This is a genomic window from Bradyrhizobium oligotrophicum S58 (genome assembly GCF_000344805.1).
Classification (GTDB): domain Bacteria; phylum Pseudomonadota; class Alphaproteobacteria; order Rhizobiales; family Xanthobacteraceae; genus Bradyrhizobium; species Bradyrhizobium oligotrophicum.
Genome location: NC_020453.1, coordinates 8247067 through 8264165, shown reverse-complemented (window position 1 = coordinate 8264165; position 17099 = coordinate 8247067). Strand labels below are relative to the sequence as shown.

General features: G+C 65.4%; 18 protein-coding genes. 13 read left to right on the top strand and 5 right to left on the bottom strand.

Annotation, left to right across the window (positions count from 1 at the left end):
• Nucleotides 1-376: 376 nt before the first annotated feature.
• Complete coding sequence (gene rpsT / locus S58_RS35700) at nucleotides 377-643, bottom strand: 30S ribosomal protein S20 (protein WP_015670320.1); 267 nt, start codon at nucleotides 641-643, stop codon at nucleotides 377-379.
• Between the two features lie 361 nt (nucleotides 644-1004).
• Between rpsT and S58_RS35695 the strand changes: the two genes are divergently transcribed.
• The 3 genes from S58_RS35695 to S58_RS35685 all read left to right on the top strand — a co-directional run bounded on the left by S58_RS35695 (nucleotide 1005) and on the right by S58_RS35685 (nucleotide 3008).
• Nucleotides 1005-1322 (top strand): hypothetical protein, encoded by a 318-nt coding sequence (locus S58_RS35695; protein ID WP_015670319.1) that lies wholly within the window; start codon nucleotides 1005-1007, stop codon nucleotides 1320-1322.
• Nucleotides 1323-1446: 124 nt separating this feature from the next.
• Complete coding sequence (msrA, locus tag S58_RS35690; RefSeq protein WP_015670318.1) at nucleotides 1447-2109, top strand: peptide-methionine (S)-S-oxide reductase MsrA; 663 nt, start codon at nucleotides 1447-1449, stop codon at nucleotides 2107-2109.
• A gap of 182 nt (nucleotides 2110-2291) precedes the next feature.
• The gene (locus tag S58_RS35685) at nucleotides 2292-3008 is read left to right on the top strand and encodes a polysaccharide biosynthesis/export family protein (RefSeq protein ID WP_015670317.1); all 717 of its coding nucleotides are present in this window, start codon (nucleotides 2292-2294) and stop codon (nucleotides 3006-3008) included.
• Between the two features lie 196 nt (nucleotides 3009-3204).
• On the opposite strand, the gene S58_RS35680 is transcribed toward S58_RS35685, so the two are convergent.
• Nucleotides 3205-3912 carry a dienelactone hydrolase family protein gene (locus S58_RS35680; protein ID WP_042341134.1) on the bottom strand — a complete coding sequence of 236 codons (708 nt, stop codon included), beginning with the start codon at nucleotides 3910-3912 and terminating at the stop codon, nucleotides 3205-3207.
• A gap of 31 nt (nucleotides 3913-3943) precedes the next feature.
• A complete protein-coding gene (locus S58_RS35675) occupies nucleotides 3944-4324 on the bottom strand; it encodes a hypothetical protein (protein WP_015670315.1) in 381 nt (126 codons plus the stop codon).
• A gap of 254 nt (nucleotides 4325-4578) precedes the next feature.
• Between S58_RS35675 and S58_RS35670 the strand changes: the two genes are divergently transcribed.
• The 4 genes from S58_RS35670 (at nucleotide 4579) to S58_RS35655 (ending at nucleotide 10089) form a co-directional block, all read left to right on the top strand.
• Nucleotides 4579-5067 carry a (2Fe-2S)-binding protein gene (locus S58_RS35670; RefSeq protein WP_015670314.1) on the top strand — a complete coding sequence of 163 codons (489 nt, stop codon included), beginning with the start codon at nucleotides 4579-4581 and terminating at the stop codon, nucleotides 5065-5067.
• A complete protein-coding gene (locus S58_RS35665; RefSeq protein ID WP_015670313.1) occupies nucleotides 5064-7346 on the top strand; it encodes a xanthine dehydrogenase family protein molybdopterin-binding subunit in 2283 nt (760 codons plus the stop codon). Before S58_RS35670 ends, S58_RS35665 begins: the two co-directional genes overlap by 4 nt.
• A 218-nt stretch (nucleotides 7347-7564) precedes the next feature.
• Nucleotides 7565-8674, top strand: coding sequence for an HD-GYP domain-containing protein (locus tag S58_RS35660; protein WP_015670312.1), 1110 nt, complete (start codon nucleotides 7565-7567; stop codon nucleotides 8672-8674).
• Nucleotides 8675-8787: 113 nt separating this feature from the next.
• The gene (locus S58_RS35655; protein ID WP_015670311.1) at nucleotides 8788-10089 is read left to right on the top strand and encodes a cytochrome P450; all 1302 of its coding nucleotides are present in this window, start codon (nucleotides 8788-8790) and stop codon (nucleotides 10087-10089) included.
• Nucleotides 10090-10101: 12 nt separating this feature from the next.
• Here the strand turns inward: S58_RS35655 and S58_RS35650 are convergent, their stop codons facing one another.
• Nucleotides 10102-11676, bottom strand: a complete 1575-nt coding sequence (locus tag S58_RS35650; RefSeq protein WP_042340459.1) for an AMP-binding protein — start codon at nucleotides 11674-11676, stop codon at nucleotides 10102-10104.
• 161 nt (nucleotides 11677-11837) lie between these two features.
• Here S58_RS35650 and S58_RS35645 point away from each other — a divergent pair, with 161 nt between their 5' ends.
• Nucleotides 11838-12659 carry an RnfABCDGE type electron transport complex subunit D gene (locus tag S58_RS35645; protein WP_015670309.1) on the top strand — a complete coding sequence of 274 codons (822 nt, stop codon included), beginning with the start codon at nucleotides 11838-11840 and terminating at the stop codon, nucleotides 12657-12659.
• Entirely contained in the window at nucleotides 12656-13984 is a 1329-nt protein-coding gene (locus S58_RS35640) for a DUF2330 domain-containing protein (protein ID WP_015670308.1), read from the top strand. The genes S58_RS35645 and S58_RS35640 overlap by 4 nt, the downstream gene beginning before the upstream one ends.
• A 14-nt stretch (nucleotides 13985-13998) precedes the next feature.
• Here S58_RS35640 and S58_RS35635 read toward each other — a convergent pair whose 3' ends face one another.
• The gene (locus S58_RS35635; RefSeq protein ID WP_015670307.1) at nucleotides 13999-14409 is read right to left on the bottom strand and encodes a VOC family protein; all 411 of its coding nucleotides are present in this window, start codon (nucleotides 14407-14409) and stop codon (nucleotides 13999-14001) included.
• 111 nt (nucleotides 14410-14520) lie between these two features.
• Here S58_RS35635 and S58_RS35630 point away from each other — a divergent pair, with 111 nt between their 5' ends.
• The 4 genes from S58_RS35630 to S58_RS35615 all read left to right on the top strand — a co-directional run bounded on the left by S58_RS35630 (nucleotide 14521) and on the right by S58_RS35615 (nucleotide 17075).
• A complete protein-coding gene (locus S58_RS35630; RefSeq protein WP_015670306.1) occupies nucleotides 14521-15495 on the top strand; it encodes a Bug family tripartite tricarboxylate transporter substrate binding protein in 975 nt (324 codons plus the stop codon).
• A gap of 157 nt (nucleotides 15496-15652) precedes the next feature.
• Entirely contained in the window at nucleotides 15653-15952 is a 300-nt protein-coding gene (locus tag S58_RS35625; RefSeq protein WP_015670305.1) for a DUF3551 domain-containing protein, read from the top strand.
• A 138-nt stretch (nucleotides 15953-16090) separates the two neighbouring features.
• Nucleotides 16091-16708 carry a hypothetical protein gene (locus tag S58_RS35620; RefSeq protein WP_015670304.1) on the top strand — a complete coding sequence of 206 codons (618 nt, stop codon included), beginning with the start codon at nucleotides 16091-16093 and terminating at the stop codon, nucleotides 16706-16708.
• Nucleotides 16695-17075: a winged helix-turn-helix domain-containing protein gene (locus S58_RS35615; RefSeq protein WP_015670303.1), complete on the top strand. Its 381-nt coding sequence runs from the start codon at nucleotides 16695-16697 to the stop codon at nucleotides 17073-17075. Before S58_RS35620 ends, S58_RS35615 begins: the two co-directional genes overlap by 14 nt.
• The last annotated feature ends 24 nt before the right edge of the window (nucleotides 17076-17099 follow it).

Here is a 17099-nt window from a genome sequence, read left to right as displayed (position 1 = left end):
CGATTACTTCAAGCGGGTAACTCCCGCCGTGTGCAGTGCGCGAAGTGAACGACGTAATCATGCGCTCTTGACATCGACACGCAAGCAAGACGCGGAGATTCGCTGATGTTTCGAGTGAGACAAAATTGTCACCGCGTAAAATTACGGAACAGCACGTAGGAGTACGGAACGTGTCAGGCGCGCGCGACATCGCGTCTGTTCCATGCGCGCGCAGATCGCAACGAAGCCGTGATGTCGCCATGAGATTGAAAGAGCGCGAAGGTCTGGCGGACAAATGCGCAAAAGACCGAACGCGCAAAAGAAAAGCCCGGCGCGAGCCGGGCTGTTTGCATCTTGATTAGTTTGCAAGTCGTTCGACCGTAGTCGTTCCACCGATTTATTTCGCGAGCTTGGCGATCTGATGCGTGAGGCGCGACACTTTGCGGCTCGCGTTGTTCTTGTGAATGATGTTGCGCTGCGCGGCGCGCATCAGTTGCGGCTCGGCATTGGCCATCGCCTTCAGCGCGGCGTCGCGATCGCCCTTCTTGATCGCGTCCTCGACGGAGCGAACCGCACCGCGCATCTGGGTGCGGCGCGACTTGTTGACGATGGTACGGCGGGCAATCTTGCGCGTCGCTTTCTTCGCGGAAGTCGTGTTGGCCATGCTCTCAATATCCTTCGGCGGCGAGCGTTCGCCGCAATCTGCGGGTACGCGCGCGGCCCGCTCGATGCGAGCCCGACCGACGCGACGGGTTGTTCGGACGCCTCTCTGAGAATGCCATGACCGGAGCGTGTGGGCTCGGTGGATCGGCGCTGCTCAAAGAACAGCGGCGGCGGGATTGCGCCCACCGCCAATGGCGACCTTATAGGGCCACGTCTTTCGAGCGTCAACGGTCTCGGAAGCCGCTCCGGCCGTCGGAACCCGCCAAAAGCCGCTTCTAAACCCCTGAGGAGGTTGAATTTCCGAGGAGCCCCCGCTATGGCCTTGCTGCCCGTGAGGGCGTGCGAGACAGGACAGGTGAAGCATGATCCGCGGTTTTTTCCGCCTGGTGGGGCTGTTGCTGCTGGCCGGAAGCTTCATTTTCCTCGTCTATGACGGCGCGCGCTGGGTCGCCGACCAGACCCTGCAGTTCACCCGGTTCGGCCAGCTCTGGAACGACGTCCACCAAGCGAGCCAGGCTGCCTTCAAGGCGTGGGTCGAGGCCAAGGCGCCGTTCCTGTGGGACTGGATCGTCAAGGCCTTCCTGGACCAGCCGGTGTTCGCCGTGCTGGGTGTGCTCGGAATCCTGCTGATGCTGTTGTTCCGGCCGCGCCGGCCGCTGATCGGCTATGGGCGCGACTGAGCGCGCGACAGCGGCGTAACATCGCTGGGGCTTGCGGCGTAGAGACCTATATAATCCCAGATTGAAGGTCATCGCCCCGCAGGACTCTCTCCCGCGGGCGATGCCATGCCCGGAGACACATCCCATGTTCTTCATGCGCAAGCCCGCTGCCATGCCGACGGCCGCCGACGCGCTGCCCGGCCGCGCCCAGCCGATCCCGACCGCGAGCACCCATTTCGTCAACGGCCGCCAGCTGCTGCCGCCCTATCCGGCCGGCATCGAACAGGCCGTGTTCGGGCTCGGCTGCTTCTGGGGTGCGGAGCGCAAGTTCTGGCAGCTCGGCGACGGCATCCACGTCACGGCCGTCGGCTACGCCGGCGGTCATACGCCGAACCCGAGCTACGAAGAGGTGTGCTCGGGGCTGACGGCGCACACCGAGGTCGTGCTGGTCGCGTTCGATCCCAAGGTCATCTCCTATGAGCGCCTGCTGAAGACGTTCTGGGAGAGCCACGATCCCACCCAGGGCATGCGCCAGGGCAACGACGTCGGGACGCAATATCGCTCCGCGATCTATACGTTCAGCGACGCGCAGCGCGAGGCCGCCGAAACGTCGAAGGCGGCCTACGAGTCCGCGCTTCACGCCAAGGGGCTTGGAACGATCACGACGGAGATTGCGCCGGCGGGGCCGTTCTATTTCGCCGAGGATTATCACCAGCAGTACCTGGCCAAGAATCCGGCCGGCTATTGCGGCCTGGGCGGCACCGGCGTCGCATGTCCGGTCGGCGTCGGCGTCGGCGTCAGCGCATAAGCCAGCTTGCGCGCGCCCGATTGCGCTGAACCTTGGATCCCTCTCCCACGCCGTGGGCGGGGGACTTTTTTCGAGCAGCTTCACCGCGGCGCGCTTGCGCGCTGCGCGAAGTGCACGCGCCAACGAATTGTTAACCTTAACCGCGCATGACTAGGACACATCCTCATTCAAGGATTGTTCGAGTGCGCGCGTTGTTTCTTCCGGTCATTGCCGTCCTGTCCGCGATCCTGTTGCCGGGCTGCATGCAGACGATCTCCCCGGTCGCTGCCGTCCAGCCGCAGAGCGATCTCGACACAATGGCCTATGGAACGCCTTCCACCCGCCCGGTTGCCGCCACCGGGCAGGGCGGGGCGATCCCCGCGTTACGCGAATCGTTCGCTGCCGCCCCGCGCGCGGGCGCCTATGTCGTTCCCGCCGGCTACGTGTCGGCGCGCCATGACTCGGTCTATCATCTCGATGCTGGCGACAAGCTGCGCGTCGTCGTCTACGGCCAGGAGGGCCTCACCAACACCTATGCGATCGATGCCTCCGGATCGATCACGATGCCGCTGATCGGCAGTGTCCCGGCGCGTGGTCGCACCACCGCAGGACTGGCTGCCGAGATCACCGCTAAGCTGCGCAACGGCTATATCCGCGAGCCGTCGGTGGCGGTCGAGATCGAGGCCTATCGCCCGTTCTTCATTCTCGGCGAGGTGCAGGCGCCCGGCCAATATCCCTATGTGCCGAACATGACGGTCGAGAGCGCGATCGCGATTGCCGGCGGCTTCTCGCCGCGCGCCCGGCGCGACATCGTCACCCTGACCCACACCGATCCCTCGGGCGCGGCTCGCTACGAGGTCCCGCTCGGCACCTCGCTGAAGCCCGGCGATACCATCCAGGTGGGTGAGCGCTGGTTCTGATCGTCCGGCTATGTCGGTCTGGGTTCGCGCCTGCGCATGCTCGGTGATGCGGGATCTCTCTCCGCCGTCATTGCGAGCCAACGGGTCCGCGCTCATGCGCGGCCCGATGACAGGCTCCGCGAAGCAATCCAGAGTCGCGCGTGACACCCTGGATTGCTTCGTCGCTTCGCTCCTCGCAATGACGATGGTTGGGACTTCAGCGCAGGTGCTGCGCGAAGAACGCCAGGCTGCGCGTCCACGCAAGATCCGCGCTCGGCTGGTCGTAGCTCGCGCGCTCGTCGCAGCCGAAGCCGTGCTGGGCGCCGGGATAGATCAAGATCTCGACGTCAGGCCGCTTGGCCTTGATCGTCTCGACATCGGTCAGGGGAATGCCCGCGTCCTTTTCGCCGAAATGCAGTTGTGTCGGAACCGTCGGCTTGTCGTCGGCGAAGCGGACGATGGCACCGCCATAATAGCCCACGGCGGCTTTCAAGCCGGTGAGCTTGGTGGCGGCCGCATAGGCAACGCTGCCGCCGAGACAGAAGCCGATGATGCCGACTGGTCCCGCATCCTTGACCGCATCGATTGCCGCCTGGGTGTCGCGCAGCATCGCCGGCCAATCCGGATTGGCGACGAATTTCCGCGCCACGGCGATTTCGTCGGGCGAGTAGCCGGAGGTGAAGTCGGGTTCGATACGGTCGAAGATCGCGGGCGCCACGGCGACATAGCCCTCGGCCGCGAGACGGTCGCAGACGTTGCGGATGTGATGGTTGACGCCGAAAATCTCCTGGATCACGACGATCGCGCCCTTTGCCTGGTCCTTGGCCTGATCCTTGGCCCGGCCCTTGGGCGGCGCGCTCGGATCGGCGCGGTAGGCGCCGAGCTGGAAGCCGTCCGATGCAGTCAGCTTGATGTCCTGTCCCACGTTCTGTCCTTCACACATCGCGATGCGCGCGTCAGCGCCACATCCAGTTGGTACCGTAGTCCTCTTTCCAGCCGGTCAGCCGTCCCTTGCGGAATTTGAGGAACAGGCGATGGTGGTGCGGGACCAATCCGCTGCCGCCAAGATCGCGCAAGGCGAGATAGGTCTCGTTGCCGGGCCGGCCGTTCAGATAGACCAACGGCTGCCGCAGCACGCGCGATGTCTCACCGACATCCATGCCGAAGGCAAGCGGCGTCACGTTGGATAACGTCGCTGTGAAAGGCGCGCGGCCGGGTGACGGCGGCCATGCCTGTTCCGCTTCGGCGCGGCCTGCGATCAGCACGTCTGCGAGCACCAGGGCAGGTGAGAGCAGGGCAGCGGCACGTCGCAGCGGTCCGGGCGCAAATGTTCGCATGATCCGACGTCTCCTTTCGCAGCGGTATCGACCGCAGCCGTTCTTAGCCTGCGCCGCGCTGCGATCCCAGTGCTGCCGCGGCGCACAACGCGAATTGCCGATTCATTTCGCAAAGCGTCGTTCCAAATTCCGTTGCATCGCTGCGCCGGCGCGATCATTCTTGTCGCGGCTGGCATCGATCCGGTGGGTGCCGGCGTCCTAACAACCGAACTTCGCCGTAAGCGAAGTCGTACGCCGGGCGGGGAAGAAACCAGATGCCCAATCTCACCATCAATGGGCGGACCATGTCCGTCGACGCGGCGAACGACACGCCGCTGCTATGGGTCATCCGCGAGCAGTTGCAGATGACCGGCACCAAGTTCGGCTGCGGCGCCGGGCTGTGCGGCGCCTGTACCGTGCATGTCAACGGCGAGGCCGTGCGCTCGTGCCAGACCCAGGTCGGCGACGTCGCGAACAAGAAGATCACCACCATCGAGGGGCTGTCGCAGAAGGGCGATCATCCCCTGCAGAAGGCGTGGATCGCCGAGCAGGTGCCGCAATGCGGCTACTGCCAGTCCGGCCAGATCATGCAGGCGGCCTCGCTGCTTGCGAAGACGACGAGCCCGACCAAGGAGGAGATCACAGCGCACATGGACGGCAATCTCTGCCGCTGCATGACCTATTCGCGGATCCAGAAGGCGATCCAGCGCGCCGCGTCCGAGATGCGCACCGCGTCCAACTCGAGCGACCGGAGAGCGACATGAACCAGCACGTCAAAACCAATTCATCGGTCGCGACCGATCTCAGCCGCCGCTCGTTCCTGGTCGGCACCGCCGCCACCGGCCTCGTGCTCGGCTATGCCGGGCTGCCCGACAGCGCCTTCGCGGCTGCCGCTCCAGCCAACTTCGAGCCCAGCGTCTGGTACGCGATCGCGCCCGATGGGCTCGTGACCGTGACCTGCGGCAAGGCCGACATGGGCCAGCACATCGCATCGACGATGGCGCAGATCTTGTGCGAGGAGCTCGGCGCGGCCTGGAAGGACATGCGTGTCCAGCTAGCCTCCAACGATCCGAAGTTCAACGATCCCGTGCTCGGCGCCCAGATCACCGGCGGCAGCTGGAGCACGATGATGAACTTCGACGCCATGAGCCGGGCCGGCGCAGCCGGGCGCATCGCGCTCACCGAGGCGGCGGCCACGGCGATGGGCGTGCCGGCGAAGGAGCTCGTGGTGCGCGACAGCGTCGTGATGCATCCGAAGTCGAAGAAGCAGATGACCTATGCCGAGATCGTCAAGAGCGGCAAGATCACCAAGAGCTTCACGCCGGACGAGCTGAAGGCGATCACGCTGAAGACGCCGGATCAGTACACCATGATCGGCGTCTCGGTGCCGCAGCTCGACATCCCGTCGAAGACCAACGGCACGGCCAAATACGGCATCGATACGATGCTGCCGGGCATGGTCTACGGCAAGGTGGTGACGCCGCCGGTGCGCTTCGGCGCAACCGTCACGGCGGTCGACGACTCCGAGGCCAAGAAGGTGCCGGGCTTCATCAAGGCGGTGACGCTCGACGACAAGACCGGTTCGACCTCGGGCTGGGTGGTCGCGGTCGCCAACACCTACGCCAACGCCAGGAAGGCGGCGGATGCGCTCAAGATCAGCTACGACAAGGGCCCGTACGCCAATGTCAGCACCGACACCATCATCACCGAGGCGATGCGGCTGCAGGCGCAGGACGATGCCGGGCAGTTCTTCGTCAAGGATGGCGATCCCGCCGCGGCGCTGGCCGGCGCGGCCAAGGTGCTGGAGGCGGAGTACACCACCAGCATCAACATCCACGCGCCGCTGGAGCCGATGAACGCCACCGCCGAGTTCAAGGGCGACATCCTGCACATCTATTCCGGCAATCAGTTCGCGACGCGATCAGGTGCGATCGCGGCGGGTGCCGCCGGGATCGATCCGAAATTCGTCGTGATGCACCAGGCTTGGCTCGGCGGCGGCTTCGGCCGCAGGCTCGATGCCGACATGATGATCCCGGCGGTGCAGGCGGCCAAGGCCGTGGGCAAGCCGGTCAAGGTGATCTATTCCCGCGAGAACGACATGACGATGGACTACTCGCGGCCGCTCACCTACCAGAAAGTCAAGGCGGGGCTCGACAGCAACGGCAAGCTCATTGCCTTGAGCCACGACGTCGTCTCGGCGTGGCCGACGGCGCGCTGGGGCATCCCGGACTTCCTGTCGCCCTCGGTCGACAAGAAGGGCCCGCTCGACTCGTTCACGGTCAACGGCGCCGACTTCTTCTACACCGTGCCCAACCACCATGTGCGCGCGATCAAGAACGAGCTCGCGCACAATGCGACGCCGTCGGGGCAGCTGCGCTCGGTGGCGCCGGGTTGGACGTTCTGGGCGGTCGAGAGCATGATCGACGAGATCGCAGCTGCGTCGGGACAGGACCCGGCGCAGTTCCGCATCGCGCTGCTCGACGGCAAGGGCAAGAACGACGGCGGCGCGCAGCGGCTGCGCAATACGCTGCTGGCGGCGATGGGCCTGTCGGGCTACGGCGCCAAGAAGCTGCCGAAGGGCGAGGGCATGGGCGTGTCCTGCGTGTCGTCGCAGGAGCGGGCGACCGCGAGCTGGACGGCGTGCGTCGCCCATGTCGCGGTTGCTGAGACCGGCGAGGTCACGGTGAAGAAGCTCACGGTGGCGACCGATGTCGGCACCCAGGTGCATCCCGACAACATCCGCGCCCAGGTCGAGGGCGCGGCGCTGTGGGGGCTGTCGCTCGCGATGTACGAGAAGGCGACGTTGAAGGATGGCGGCATCGAGCAGACCAACTTCGACAGCTACCGGCCGCTGCGGATGAGCCAGGTGCCGGAGGTCGCGATCGCCGTGATCGCCAATGGCGAGAAGGCGACCGGCGTCGGCGAGCCCGCGGTGACCGTGGTCGCGCCGGCGCTCGGCAACGCCATCTACAACGCCTGCGGCGCGCGGCTGCGCTCGCTGCCGATCACCGCCGCCGCGGTAAAGGCGGCGATGCAGGCCTAGATCGTCGCAACCGCGATTGCAGTAACTGGAAACCGCCGGAGGTCCTTTCCGGCGGTTTTCGTTTGGGCCGCGGACCGGCATCGGCCCCGGACAATTCGAGCGATCCTGTTAACGCTTCGCTCACCCGAAACGATACAGCTTGAATGATCGGCTTAAGCCGCGACGAACCCGTATCCCGGTAACTTGCATGAGCAGCAAACCGCAGGGGGCGAGCACGTATGAGCGCGACAGCCAAGCAGACCGTGACCCAGACCGCGACCAGGCGCCATCTCCTGCTCGCATCTGATCGCGGTGACCAGAGCAGCGAGCTGGCGCGCATCCTGCGCTCGGTCGGCGATGTCGACCTGATGCCGACCACCGAAATCCCGGAGAATCCCGGTAGCCGCTTTTCCGGCGTCATCGTCGATATCAACCTGCGTTCGCCCGAGAGCGTGCAGCGCGTGCGCAAGAAGCTCGCCTCGCGCGCCTATAGCGATGTGCCGCGGCTGTTCGTGCTCGCCGAGGCGCTGCATCACGCCACCATGCAGGCATGGGCGCTGGGCGCGACCGATACGATCGCGCGGCCGTTCAGGGCTGCCGACGTGCTGCAGCGCATCCGCTCGGCGTTGCCTGCCGATGACGGCTACGACGAGACCGACCGCGGCAAGCTGTTGAACCGGGGGGTCGAGGCGGCGCAGGCCGTCATGGTCAAGATGTTCGAGAAGCTGCCGGAGGGCATCTCGCTGACGATGGCGGACATCGTCGCGGCCGAGAACAAGATCCTCAAGGCGATCAAGCACTCGTCGCTGCGCGAATGGCTGACCGTCGTCGGCTGCCACCACAACGACACTTATCGTCATTGCCTGTATGTCACCGGCTTCGCGGTCGGCTTCTCGATCCATCTCGGGATGCGCGACGACGATCAGCGCCGGCTGATCCGCGCGTCCTTGCTGCACGATGTCGGCAAGGCCTTCATTCCGGTGGCGATTCTCGACAAGCAGGGCAAGCTGACGGCCGAGGAGATCGCGATCCTGCGCCAGCATCCGCGCCGCGGCTACGAGGCGCTGTGGCGGCAGGGCGGCTTCCCGCCGGAGATGCTGGACGTGATCCTGCATCATCACGAATTCCTCGACGGCTCCGGCTATCCGGACGCCCTGCACAGCGAGCAGATCAGCGACATCGTGCGCCTCACCACGATCGTCGACATCTATGCCGCGCTGATCGAGAATCGTGCCTATCGCCCCGCCTTCACGCATTCGCGGGCGTTCCAGATCATGGAGAACATGGGCCCGAAGCTCGACCAGCAGCTGCTGCAGGCGTTCCGCCCGGTCGCCATGGGGTCGCATTGAGACGATCGACCTGAGACCGTGCCCATCGGCCGGCGGTAGCCGCTGGACGCAAGTGCCTGTCGGCAGCGGCGCACTATCCTACCCGCAAATCCATCAAAGGCGGGAGGAGCAGCATGGGCGCAGCCGCACAGGCCGAGGAGACCATTCCCGCGCACGTGGCGACCGCGCTGGTCGACGCGGCCTGCTACGCCGACCACCGCATCCATGACGCCTACCGTTGGCTGCGCGCCAACAATCCGCTCGGCCGTGTGCGGCTCGAGGCCTTCGATCCGTTCTGGGTGGTGACCCGGCACGCCGACATTCTCAGCATCAGCCGCCAGAACGATCTGTTCCACAATGCCGATCGCGCGACCACGCTGACCAACAAGGCGGTGCTGGAGCGCGTCCATAAGATCACCGGGCAGCCCAATCTCGTGCGCTCGCTGGTGCAGATGGATGCGCCGGACCATCCGAAGTATCGTGCGCTGACGCAGGGCTGGTTCATGCCGGCCAACATCGCCAGGTTCGAGCCGCGCATCCGCGAGATCGCACGTGCGACCGTCGACCGCATGGCGGCCAAGGCCGCGGCCAATGGCGGCGTCTGCGACTTCGTCGAGGATGTCGCGCTCGGCTATCCCCTGCACGTGATCATGGAGATCCTGGGCGTGCCGGAGGAAGACGAGCCGCGCATGCTCAAGCTGACGCAGGAGCTGTTCGGTCCGCAGGATCCGGACACGGCGCGGGTGCGCGAGGCGCTCTCGGCCGAGCTGTTCGCGGCGATGCTGCAGGCCGTGGTCGCCGATTTCGCCGCCTACTTCCAGCGCATCACCGAGGACCGCAAGGCCAATCCACGCGAAGATCTCGCCACCGTCATCGCCAATGCCAAAATCAATGGCGAGGATATGCCGCTGCATGACCGCACCAGCTACTACATGATCGTGGCGACCGCGGGCCACGACACGACGTCGTCATCGACCGCCGGCGCGATCTGGGCGCTGGCGGAAGACCCCGAACAATTCGCACGCGTCAAGGCCGAGCCCGGGCTGATCCCGGGGCTCGTCGACGAGGCGATCCGCTGGATGACGCCGGTCAAGCATTTCATGCGCAGCGCCACCGCCGATACCGAGCTCGGCGGCCGCCATATCGCCAGGGGTGACTGGCTGATGCTGTGCTACGCGTCGGGCAATCGCGACGAGGCCGTGTTCGATGAACCCGACGCCTTCCGCTGCGACCGCAAGCCCAATCGGCACGTCGCCTTCGGCTACGGCGCACATCTGTGTCTCGGCCAGCACCTCGCGAGGCTCGAGATGCGGATCCTGTTCGAGGAGCTGCTGCAGCGCCTGTCGTCGCTGGCGCCTGTCGGTCCCGTCAAGATGACGCAGGCGACCTTCGTCAACGGACCGAAGAAGCTGCCGATCCGCGTCGAGATGTCCTGAGGCCGAGGCCGCTCAGTCCAGCAGCCTGCGCAGCTCGGCCTTCGCGACCTTCTCCAGGGTCGAGCGCGGCATCGCGTCGACCAACCTCACCTCGCGCGGCACCTTGAAGTCGGCGAGGCCGGCGCGGCAGACGGCCAGCACTCGCTCGGGCAAGTCCTCGCATGCGATGCCGGCCTGCGGGATCACGAACGCGACCGGCACCTCGTCGAGCATCGGGTGCTTCATGGCGACCACGGCGGTCTCGCGCACGCCGGGCACCGTGATGATGACCTGCTCGATCTCGGATGCCGCGACGTTCTCGCCACCCACTTTGAGCATGTCCTTGGCGCGGTCGCCGAACTTGATGAAGCCGTTCGCCAGCCGCGTGACGCGATCTCCCGTGAGGAAGAAGCCGTCGGCGTCGAAGCTCGTCCGCGTCGCCTCCGCGTTGTAGAGATATTCGGCAAACAGTGACAGGCCGGGCACGCCCCTGATGGCCAAGTTGCCGGTCTCGCCGACCTCGGTCGGCCGGCCGTCATCATCGGTGATGCGGACGGTGTATTCCGGCGCGGCGCGGCCGATCGACATCGGCGTGTTCGGCTGGTCGATCTCGCCGACGATGCCGTGGGTGATGGTCTCAGTCATGCCCCACCAGCCGATGATCTTGATGCCGAACTTCGCGAACGGAGGTGGCTCCGAAACCGCCGTGCCCCATAGCCGGAACTTGTGGTCCGTCGGCACCTCCTGGTCGAGCAGCGCCTTCATGCAGAACGGAATCGTCGAGGTCCAGGTGCAGCCATGCTCCCGCGCCACGCTCCAGAACCGGCTCGCTGAGAAGCGCGGCTGGATCACGCAGGTCGCGCCGACCCACAGGCTCGCCAGCATGGAGTAGGCCAGCGCATTGGTGTGGAACAGCGGCAGATAGGTCTGGTGCACGTCGCCCTGATGCAGGTCCTCGTGAACGGCATTGACCTTGGCGCCCCACAGCGCATTGGCGTGCGTCCACAGCACGGCCTTGGGCCGCGACGTCGTGCCTGAGGTATATTGAACGCTGCACGGCGCCAGCGGATCGGGCGCGCGGCGTGGCCGGTCGGCGCTGTCAGCAAACAGGGATTCGAAACGATCGCCTTGTCCGACCGCGGCGCTCTCCGGCTGGCCGGGATCGTGCGAGATCACGGCCATCCAGCGGATGTCCCTACAATGCGCCGAGATCATCTCGGCATAGGCCGGCTGCGTGATGGCGGCGACCGCGCGGCAGTGCCCGGCGAAGTAGCTCATTTCAGTGGCGGCCGAGCGCGTGTTGGTCGTGACCGCGAGCGCGCCGAGCTCGACGCAGGCGAACCAGGCCAGCATCGCCTCGATGCAATTGTCGAGATGGATCAGCACCGCATCGCCCGGTCTGATGCCGCGCCTGACGAGGCCGGCGGCGAGCGCGCCGACCCGGTCGTGGAATTCGCCATAGGTCCACCGACGCGCCGGTGCATCGAATGGCGCCCAGATCAGGAACGGATGATCGCGGCGGGTCTCGCTGCGCAGCTTCAGGAGCCAGGGCACGTCCATGCCGTCGAAAGGCGTCACCGTGCCGGGCGCGATCGTCGTTCCGTTCATTTCGGCTCCCATCGTCGTTCTTGTCCGCGGCCCGTGCCGGCCGCTTCATTTTCGTTTGTGTCGGCCGTTGTGCCATTCCCGGTCGCCGCGACTAAACGGGATTGAACCGGTTTCTTTTCGGGCGCGACCAATGGCGCGGCGAAACGCGCCCGGAGGTTTGCATGACGGCCCTGTCAGGACGGCGGCTGCCTGATGCCCGCTATTTCCAGCTCGCGGCATTGGCCACGCTGCTGGCGATCAATTTCGCCATCATCGATTTCGGCGCGCGCCCGGAAGCCAGCGTGATCGCGATCGCCGGCGCCTTGCTGACGCAGATCGTCTGCTGCCGCATCTCCGGCGTGCCGCTCGATCTCAAGTCACCGCTGATCACCGGGCTGTCGCTCAGCCTGCTGCTCCGGGCCGATGCGCTATGGCTGCATGCGGCCGCCGCCGTGATCGCGATCGGTTCGAAATTCGTGCTGCGGCTCGACGGCAAGCATGTATTCAACCCGGCAGGGCTCGCGATCGTGGTGTTGCTGTTCACCTCGAAGGGCGTGTGGATCTCGCCCGGCCAATGGGGAACGGAAATCTGGCTCGGCAGTCTGGCCGGCCTGTTCGCGATCCTCGTGCTCAGTGCGTCCCGGCGCGCTGATATCGCGGTGTATTTTTTCGCCAGCCACGCTGCATTGCTGCTGCTGCGCGCCGCCTGGCTTGGTGATCCCCTCGCAATCCCGCTGCATCAGTTGCAGAGCGGTTCGCTGCTCATCTTCACCTTCTTCATGATCTCCGATCCGCGGACGACGCCGGACTCGCATCTCGGCCGGCTGCTGTTCGCGGTGACGGTGGCCGTCACCGCGCACTATCTCGCGTTCTTTCTGCAGATGCGGCCTGCGCTCTATGTCGCGCTGATCGCGCTGTCGCCGCTCACGCTCGTCCTCGACCGGCTGATCCCGGCGGCCCGCTTTTCCTGGCGTTCTCCCAATCCCCAAGGAGTATCGACATGACCCTGCGCCTCAGCAATGTTTTCCGGAGCGGCGTTGCGGCCGTTGCGATCCTCGCCAACATGGCCAGCGCTCCGGCAAATGCGTTCTGCGGCTTCTACGTCGCGCAGGCGGACGCCAAGCTGTTCAATCAGTCCTCGAAGGTCGTGCTGGCGCGTGACGGTCAGCAGACCGCGATCACGATGGCCAGCGACTTCGAGGGTGACGTCAAGGAATTCGCCGTCGTCGTTCCCGTGCCGACCTTCATCGAGCGCAAGCAGATCGGCGTGGTCGAGCCGAAGACGATCGAGCATCTCGACAAGTACACCGCGCCGCGGCTGGTCGAGTATCACGATGCAGATCCGTGCGCGCCGGTCGTCGTGGCCGCACGGAGCATGCCCGCCGCGCCGATGATGGCGGGCGCAATGCAATATCGGTTCCGGCAGGATTATGGTGTCACCATTGAAGCCAGCTACGACGTCGCCGAATACGACGTGTTGATCCTGTCGGCGCAGGAGAGCGACGGATTGACCCGCTGGCTGACCGACAACGACTATCGCATCCCGCAAGGGGCGGATGCCGTGCTCGGCAGCTACATCAAGCAGGGAATGCGGTTTTTCGTCGCCAAGGTCAATGTCGAGCGGATGAAGAGCATTGGCAACGGCCAGCTTCGGCCGCTGCAGGTGCGCTACCAGAGCGCCAAGTTCATGGTGCCGCTGCGGCTCGGCACGGTCAACGCCAAGGGCGCGCAGGACCTGATCATCTACGCGCTCACCAAGTCCGGTCGCATTGAGGCCGCCAACTATCGTACCGTGAAGATCCCCTCCGGCATCGACATTCCGCTCTACGTCAAGAACGAGTTCGGTCCGTTCTACAAGGCGCTGTTCGAGCGCGCCGTCGCGCGTGAGAACATGCAGGCGGTGTTCGTCGAATATGCCTGGGACATGGCCTGGTGCGACCCCTGTGCCGCCGATCCGATGAGCAACAAGGAGCTGGTCGAGCTCGGGGCACGCTGGATCGGCAGCGACGACGACGTGGCGTTCAGAACCGGCCGGCGTGGCAGCGGCTCCGACGCCTTCGCGACCCGGCTGCACGTCCGCTACGACGCCAAGACGTTCCCCGAGGACATCGTCTTCATCGAGACCAAGGACCGCAGTAATTTCCAGGGCCGCTACGTGCAGCATCATCCCTGGCGCGGCGAGGCCAAATGCGACGCGGCCAAGTCCTATCAGGAGAGCCTGGCCACGCGCTTCGCCAAGGAGGCGACCGACCTCGCCGCGGTGACCGGCTGGTCGCGCAGCGAGATCGTCGCCAAGATGGCGCAGAGCGGCGAGACCGCGGTGAAGTAACGCCGTGCTGCGGTTCAGTCCTGGTACGACGAGATCTCGATCAGGCTCCCATCGGGGTCGCGACAATAGACCGAGCGCAGGGTGCCGCGGGCGCCCTGCTTGGCGACCGGCCCTTCCTCGATGGCGATGCCGAGTGCGTTCAGATGCGTCACGACCGCGTCCGGCGTGCTGGTGGTCAGGAAGCAGAGGTCGTCGCTGCCCGCCATCACATGGTCGGCCGTGAACCAGTCGACCTTGTCCGCGTCCTTCGGTCGCACGTTGATCTTCTGGTTCCCGAACTGCAGAGACGTGCGCCTGGTCTTGCCGGGCCCGGGATCGAAACTCTGGGCCTTCATGCCCAGCACCTGCTGGTACCAAGCCACGGTGCGATCTACGTCGGCGACGTTGATGACCAGATGATCGAGCGCATCGACCTTGACCGGCATGAACTCTTCCCTCCCGATTGAGACATCGATCTCGCCGCAATGGCGGCATTCTGTTACGATCCGCGTCGGCGCGTCGTTAACGAACGCTCAACGATATATCCGAGGAAACGCATGATTTCACGCCGTACTGCGCTTGGCCTGATCGCCTCCGCCGTCCCGTCCATCGCCGCCGTTCGCAGCGCGTCTGCGGCGGACTATCCCGCCCGCCCGGTCCGTTTCGTGGTGGGCTATCCTCCGGGCGGCGCAACCGACATCCTGGCGCGGTTGATCGGGCAGCGGCTGTCCGAGACGCTCGGCCAGCAATTCGTGGTCGAGAACAAGCCGGGCGCCGGTAACAATATCGGCACCGAGTCGGTCGTGAACGCGGCGGCGGACGGCTACACCGTGCTGCTGGTCAATCCGGCGAACTACATCAATGCCAGCCTCTACACCAACCTGAAGTTCAATTTCGTGCGCGACATCGCGCCGGTCGCCTCGTTCAACCGCGTGCCGAACGTGATGACGGTCAACAGCGACATCAAGGCCAAAGACGTCGCCGAGTTCATCGCCTATCTGAAGGAAAACCCCGGCAAGGTGAACATGGCCTCGTCCGGCAACGGCACCTCGGTGCATCTGTCGGGGGAGATGTTCATGGCCATGACCGGGACCAAGATGCAGCATGTGCCGTATCGCGGCGCCGCGCCGGCCATCACCGACATGCTCGGCGGCCAGGTCCAGGTCATCTTCGACAACATGCCCTCCATCATTCAGCACATCCGTTCGGGCTCGCTGCGTGCCCTCGGCGTCACCACCCAGGAACGCTCGCCGCAACTGCCCGACGTACAGGCGATCGGCGAAACCGTGCCGGGCTACGAGGCGAGCGCATTGTTCGGCATCGGTGCACCCAAGACCACGCCGAAGGAGATCATCGAGAAGCTGAACAAGCAGGTGAACGCCATCCTTGCAGAGCCTGATATCAAGAAGCGGCTGGCCGATCTCGGCGGTGAGCCGTTGATCCAATCGCCGGAGCAGTTCGGCGCGCAGGTCGCCGCCGAGACGGAGAAGTGGAAGAAGGTCGTCGATTTCGCCGGCCTGAAGCTGGATTGACGCGGCGCGGCCATCGGCCGGAAACGAGATCTGGAAACAAGGTGACGTGCCGCAGGGACGACACGTCACCGCCTCGGTTGGTCACCCGCTCCGCCGGTTTGTCGTTTTTTAACCATGCCGATGTGTTGCAACCTGCTCGCCTGAGGAGGAACAGATCATGCGCAAGGTTTTGATGATGGCGGCCGGCCTCGTCGGCATGGCACTCGTCAGCGGCGGCGGTGCTACGCCGGCAGCGGCCGGCGGCTACGATTATCCCTGGTGTGTGCAGGGTCGAGGCGTTGGCTATCCCGGCGACTGCTCCTATCACACCTTCGAGCAATGCCGCGCCAGCGCCTCGGGACGCAGCGCCGGTTGTGGCATCAACCCACGCGTGGCGTTCGATCCGGCGCGTCGCGGACCGACCGTCTATGTCGACATGCCGCCGCCGCGCCGCGTGCACCGCTACAACTACTACTGAGCTTTCCGGGCCACCCTCGGCCACGGCAGCATGCGGGCAGCGCGCGCCGCGATCCGCGGGCTTGCATCGACTTTGCGGACGTGTATACTTTGTATCGCAAAGTTAATCGTACCGGATGGGCTCCGGCCCAGGTGAGACATGCGCGACCTCGACAAGGCGCTGGCGGACATCATCGCGATCCGCAGCCAGCTCGCGGCAGGCACCGCGTTTCGCGGCTATGGGCCGGCGACGATGGCTGCGACTGCGGCGGTCGCCCTCGCCACCGCGTTGATCCAGCAGGTCGTGCTGCGTGATCCGACCGCCGAGCCGCTGGCGTTCCTGCTTGGATGGGCCGCGGCGGCCTGCGTCTCGTTGACGATGATCTGGATCGAGATGCGGGCGCGGTCGCGCCGCCATCATTCCGGCCTCGCCGACGCGATGATTCACCAGGCGGTGGAGCAGTTCCTGCCAGCCGGGATCGCCGGCGTGCTGCTCGCGGTGCTCTTGTGGAAGTTCGCGCCGGAAGCGCTGTGGATGCTGCCGGGGCTGTGGCAGATCCTGACGTCGCTCGGGGTGTTCGCCTCGGTGCGCTCGCTGCCGCGCACGGTGGCGTTGGCCGGCGCGTTCTACTTCCTGGCGGGTTTCGCGGTGCTGCTGCTGGGAAGTGCCAGTCACACGTTGTCGCCCTGGACCATGGGCCTGCCGTTCGTGATCGGCCAGGGTCTGATGGCGGGCATTCTGTATTTTGCGACCGGAGACTCCGATGTCGAAGACTGACGGCAGCGCGCCGTTCTCCTATGAGGGCCTCGATCGCGTCATCCACGAGAAGGCGCGGCTTGGCCTGCTGACCTCGCTGATGGCGCATCCGAAGGGCCTTGCCTTCGCCGACCTCAAGCAACTCTGCGGGCTGACCGACGGCAATCTGTCACGCCACCTGCAGGTGCTGCAGGAGGCCGGCCTGGTCGAGGTCACCAAGGGTTATGAGGGCAATCGTCCCCACACCACCTGCCGGCTGACCAAGGCCGGACGGCGCCGGTTCCTCGACTATCTCGCGGTGCTCGAACGCCTGGTTCGCGATGCCGCGGCGGCGGCCGGCAGGGAGCCGACGCCATCATCGGCGGGCCTCATCCCCGGACGCGCCTGACCTTCTCATCGGATTTTTTTGACC

Bases quoted from the DNA above. Each gene is read 5' to 3' on its own strand.
- S58_RS35675 (WP_015670315.1), bottom strand. From the start codon at position 4,324: ATGCGAACATTTGCGCCCGGACCGCTGCGACGTGCCGCTGCCCTGCTC.
- S58_RS35625 (WP_015670305.1), top strand. From the start codon at position 15,653: ATGCGCAAGGTTTTGATGATGGCGGCCGGCCTCGTCGGCATGGCACTC.
- S58_RS35630 (WP_015670306.1), top strand. From the start codon at position 14,521: ATGATTTCACGCCGTACTGCGCTTGGCCTGATCGCCTCCGCCGTCCCG.
- S58_RS35620 (WP_015670304.1), top strand. From the start codon at position 16,091: ATGCGCGACCTCGACAAGGCGCTGGCGGACATCATCGCGATCCGCAGC.
- S58_RS35660 (WP_015670312.1), top strand. From the start codon at position 7,565: ATGAGCGCGACAGCCAAGCAGACCGTGACCCAGACCGCGACCAGGCGC.
- S58_RS35670 (WP_015670314.1), top strand. From the start codon at position 4,579: ATGCCCAATCTCACCATCAATGGGCGGACCATGTCCGTCGACGCGGCG.
- msrA (WP_015670318.1), top strand. From the start codon at position 1,447: ATGTTCTTCATGCGCAAGCCCGCTGCCATGCCGACGGCCGCCGACGCG.
- S58_RS35665 (WP_015670313.1), top strand. From the start codon at position 5,064: ATGAACCAGCACGTCAAAACCAATTCATCGGTCGCGACCGATCTCAGC.
- S58_RS35695 (WP_015670319.1), top strand. From the start codon at position 1,005: ATGATCCGCGGTTTTTTCCGCCTGGTGGGGCTGTTGCTGCTGGCCGGA.
- S58_RS35655 (WP_015670311.1), top strand. From the start codon at position 8,788: ATGGGCGCAGCCGCACAGGCCGAGGAGACCATTCCCGCGCACGTGGCG.
- S58_RS35645 (WP_015670309.1), top strand. From the start codon at position 11,838: ATGACGGCCCTGTCAGGACGGCGGCTGCCTGATGCCCGCTATTTCCAG.
- S58_RS35650 (WP_042340459.1), bottom strand. From the start codon at position 11,676: ATGAACGGAACGACGATCGCGCCCGGCACGGTGACGCCTTTCGACGGC.
- S58_RS35635 (WP_015670307.1), bottom strand. From the start codon at position 14,409: ATGCCGGTCAAGGTCGATGCGCTCGATCATCTGGTCATCAACGTCGCC.
- S58_RS35615 (WP_015670303.1), top strand. From the start codon at position 16,695: ATGTCGAAGACTGACGGCAGCGCGCCGTTCTCCTATGAGGGCCTCGAT.
- S58_RS35640 (WP_015670308.1), top strand. From the start codon at position 12,656: ATGACCCTGCGCCTCAGCAATGTTTTCCGGAGCGGCGTTGCGGCCGTT.
- rpsT (WP_015670320.1), bottom strand. From the start codon at position 643: ATGGCCAACACGACTTCCGCGAAGAAAGCGACGCGCAAGATTGCCCGC.